This is a genomic window from Streptomyces sp. NPDC000878 (assembly GCF_053599695.1).
This window is the reverse complement of record NZ_JBSFMT010000175.1, coordinates 1-3,350: the sequence shown is the minus strand read 5'-3', so window position 1 is coordinate 3,350 and position 3,350 is coordinate 1. Positions and strand designations below refer to the sequence as shown.

The 3,350-nt window shown below is 66.1% G+C and carries 3 protein-coding genes and 1 rRNA gene; all 4 read left to right on the top strand.

Features of this window, described 5'->3' with window-relative positions:
- Positions 1 to 87 (top strand): 5S ribosomal RNA (rrf, locus tag ACWDR4_RS49940); the annotation flags it as partial.
- A 74-nt stretch (positions 88 to 161) separates the two neighbouring features.
- Positions 162 to 857 carry an HAD family hydrolase gene (locus tag ACWDR4_RS49935; RefSeq protein WP_450418828.1) on the top strand — a complete coding sequence of 232 codons (696 nt, stop codon included), beginning with the start codon at positions 162 to 164 and terminating at the stop codon, positions 855 to 857.
- 24 nt (positions 858 to 881) lie between these two features.
- The gene (locus ACWDR4_RS49930) at positions 882 to 2,108 is read left to right on the top strand and encodes an MFS transporter (protein ID WP_450418827.1); all 1,227 of its coding nucleotides are present in this window, start codon (positions 882 to 884) and stop codon (positions 2,106 to 2,108) included.
- Positions 2,059 to 3,234 (top strand): acetoin utilization protein AcuC, encoded by a 1,176-nt coding sequence (locus tag ACWDR4_RS49925; RefSeq protein ID WP_450418825.1) that lies wholly within the window; start codon positions 2,059 to 2,061, stop codon positions 3,232 to 3,234. Before ACWDR4_RS49930 ends, ACWDR4_RS49925 begins: the two co-directional genes overlap by 50 nt.
- Positions 3,235 to 3,350: the final 116 nt, after the last annotated feature.

Below are 3,350 nucleotides of genomic sequence, written 5' to 3'. Positions count from 1 at the left end.
GGTTACATTCCGAACCCGGAAGCTAAGCCTTACAGCGCCGATGGTACTGCAGGGGGGACCCTGTGGGAGAGTAGGACACCGCCGAACAAATATTGGGAAAACCCCCGCACTTTCGAGTGCGGGGGTTTTCTGCGTTTCAGGAGTTATCTATGGTCCTTGTTATGCGCTATGACCTCGTCATCTTCGACAACGACGGTGTGCTCGTCGACAGTGAGTCGATCTCCAACACACTTCTGGCCGCCTATCTCACCGAGCTGGGACATCCGACCTCGTACGAGGACTCCATCCGCGACTACATGGGCTCCGCCATGCACCGCGTACACGATCTGGTCGAGGAGCGGAGTGGGCGGCGGTTGCCGGACGACTTCGACGAGGTCTTTCATGCTCGGGTGTTCGCCGCCTTCGAGCGGGAGTTGGAGCCGGTGGACGGCGTGGTCGAGGTACTGGAGAAGTTGAGGGCCGACGGGGTGGCGTACTGCGTGGCTTCCTCCGGGAGTCATGAGCGGATTCGGGTCGGGCATCGGAGCACCGGACTTGAGCGGTGGTTCGAGGGTGGGCGGGTCTTCAGTGCGCAGGATGTGGGGCGGGGGAAGCCGGCGCCCGATCTGTTCCTCCACGCGGCGGAGCGTATGGGGGTGGCTCCTGAGCGGTGTGTGGTGGTGGAGGACAGTCCACTGGGGGTGCGGGCCGCTGTTGCCGCCGGGATGGATGTGCTCGGGTTCACCGCGATGACCCCTGCCGAGCGGCTGGTCGGGGCCACTCGACTCTTCGGCAGCATGGGGGAGTTGGCTGAGCTGCTGGTGGGTCGCGTCGAAGATGAGCGAAATTCATCTTCTGATTCATCTACCCACGGGTAAGCTCTGGGCCCTACGCTCGCCGCCATGACAGATGTGCTGCGGCGCGGTAGAGCCTCGCTGGCGTTCAGTTTCTTCGCCCAGGGCGTCGCCTTTGCGCTGCTCGTGACGCGTATCCCGGCGATCCAGGACCGGTACGGGATATCCGACGCGCTGCTGCCCGCCTTCCTGGCCGCCGTGCCGGTGCTGGCCGGAGTCGGCAGTGTCTGCACCGAGCACTTGGTCAAGCGGGTACCGCCCAGCCTCGTACTGAGGTGGTCGCAGCCCGTCGTACTGCTGGCGCTGCTCGGTGTCGGTGCCGGTGATCATGTGGCCGAAGTCGCTGTGGCGCTGGGGGCGTTCGGGCTGGCGGTCGGTGCGCTCGACGCGTCGATGAACATGCTCGGGGTGAGTCTGCAGCGGGCGTACGGGCGCAGCATCATGCTCGGGTTTCATGCGGTGTACAGCCTGGGTGGGATCTTGGGCGCCTCGCTGGCCTGGGTCGGTGCGCACTGGCATCTCGATCTCTTCGTGTCCTACCTGCCTGTGGTGGTTGTGCTGTTGCCGGCCGTGCTGGTCGGGAGTCGGTGGTACGTCGATGCCGGTGACGGGGAGATTCCCAAGGATCAGGTCGGTGAGGGGGCCGGGGGTGGCGGGGGTCTTGTTTTCAAGATGTTGTTGCCGCTGTGTCTGGTGATGACCTTCGCCTATATCGGGGACTCGACCGTCTCCAACTGGAGTGCGAAGTATCTGCAGGACGTGCTTGGGAGTTCCGAGCAGCTCGCTACCGTGCCGTACAACGTGTACATGGTGACGACCCTTGTCGGGCGGGCCATCGGGGACATTGGGGTGCGGAGGTTCGGGGCCGTGGCCGTCGTACGGGCGGGGGCGTTGGTGGCGGCGCTCGGGTTTGCTGTGGTGGCTGGGGCGCCGGGGGCCTGGGTCGGGATGCTCGGGTTCACGTTGCTGGGGCTCGGGCTGTGTGTGATCGTGCCGCAGACCTTCGCCGCCGCCGGGCGGTTGTTCCCGGGGGCTTCCGATGCGGCCGTCGCTCGGCTCAACATCTTCAACTACGTGGGGTTCTTGATCGGTTCGCCTCTGGTGGGGGCTCTGGGTGATCTGTGGAGCTATCGCGGGGCGATGCTCGTTCCGATGGTGTTGGTCCTGGTGACGTTGAGGTATGCGGGGTCGTTCGATCCTGGGGTGGCCCGATACGGTGACGGGCATGAGCGGGCGCGCACAGCTGATGTGGGACGAGGCAGTAACGGGGTATGACTTCGGGCCGGACCATCCGATGGATCCGGTCCGGCTCGCCCTGACCCGGCGACTTGTCGATGCCTTTGGGCTCGACCAGGATGTGGATGTCGTCTCGGCGAAGCCGGCTGGGGAGTCGACCTTGCGGCTTGTGCATCGTGAGGACTACATCGAGGCGGTGAAGGTCGCTTCCGCCGATCCGGGGGCGGCTGATCCGGCGTACGGGCTCGGGACTGTTGATGATCCTGCTTTTGCCGGGATGCATGAGGTGTCCGCGCTGATTGCGGGGCAGTCGGTGGGGGCTGCTGAGGCGGTGTGGGGTGGCGTGGCTCTGCATGCCGTCAACTTCGCGGGTGGGCTGCATCATGCGATGCCGGGGGGTGCGTCCGGGTTCTGTATTTACAACGACGCCTCCTTGGCCATTGCTCGGCTGCTGGAGCTGGGTGCCGAGCGGGTCGCCTACGTGGATGTGGATGTGCATCACGGGGACGGGGTTCAGGCCGCGTTCTGGGAGGACCCTCGGGTTCTGACGATCTCGCTGCATGAGCATCCGCGTACGTTGTTTCCACAGACCGGGTGGCCTGAGGAGACGGGGGCGGACGGTCCTGCTGAGGGGAGCGCTGTCAATGTCGCGTTGCCGGCCGGGACCGGGGATGCCGGGTGGTTGCGGGCCTTTCATGCGGTCGTGCCTGAGCTGATCGCGGATTTTCGGCCGCAGGTGCTGGTTACTCAGCATGGCGCCGATACGCATTTTGAGGATCCGCTCGCTCATCTTGCCGTGTCGTTGGATGCGCAGCGGGCGGTGCAGGTTGCCTGTCATGAGCTTGCGCATGAGTACGCGGACGGGAAATGGGTTGCCCTGGGGGGCGGGGGATACGCGGTGGTTGAGGTTGTGCCGCGGTCCTGGACGCATCTTGTTGCGATTGCGGCGGGGCGGGCGGTTGAGCCTGCGGCTGTGATTCCGGAGGGGTGGCGGCGGGAGGTGTTCGCGCGTACGCGGCAGTTGGCGCCGGCGCGGATGACTGATGGGCGGTGGCCGGTGGCCTACGCGGAGTGGGAGTCGGGGTATGACCCCGCCGACCGTCTTGACCAGGCGGTCATCGCGGCGCGTAGGGCGGTTTTTCCGTTGCGGGGGTTGTTGGCTTAGGTCGGGTTTCCTCGCCCCCGCCGCCCTTACCCGTCCCATCCCTGGGGGGGGGGGCCCCCCCCCCCCCCCCCCCCCCCCCGGCGCGCGGGGGGGGGGGGGCACCGGCGGAAAAAGGT

Excerpts from the sequence above, each read along its gene's own strand:
- ACWDR4_RS49935 (WP_450418828.1), top strand. The coding sequence starts at position 162 with ATGCGCTATGACCTCGTCATCTTCGACAACGACGGTGTGCTCGTCGAC.
- ACWDR4_RS49930 (WP_450418827.1), top strand. The coding sequence starts at position 882 with ATGACAGATGTGCTGCGGCGCGGTAGAGCCTCGCTGGCGTTCAGTTTC.
- ACWDR4_RS49925 (WP_450418825.1), top strand. The coding sequence starts at position 2,059 with ATGAGCGGGCGCGCACAGCTGATGTGGGACGAGGCAGTAACGGGGTAT.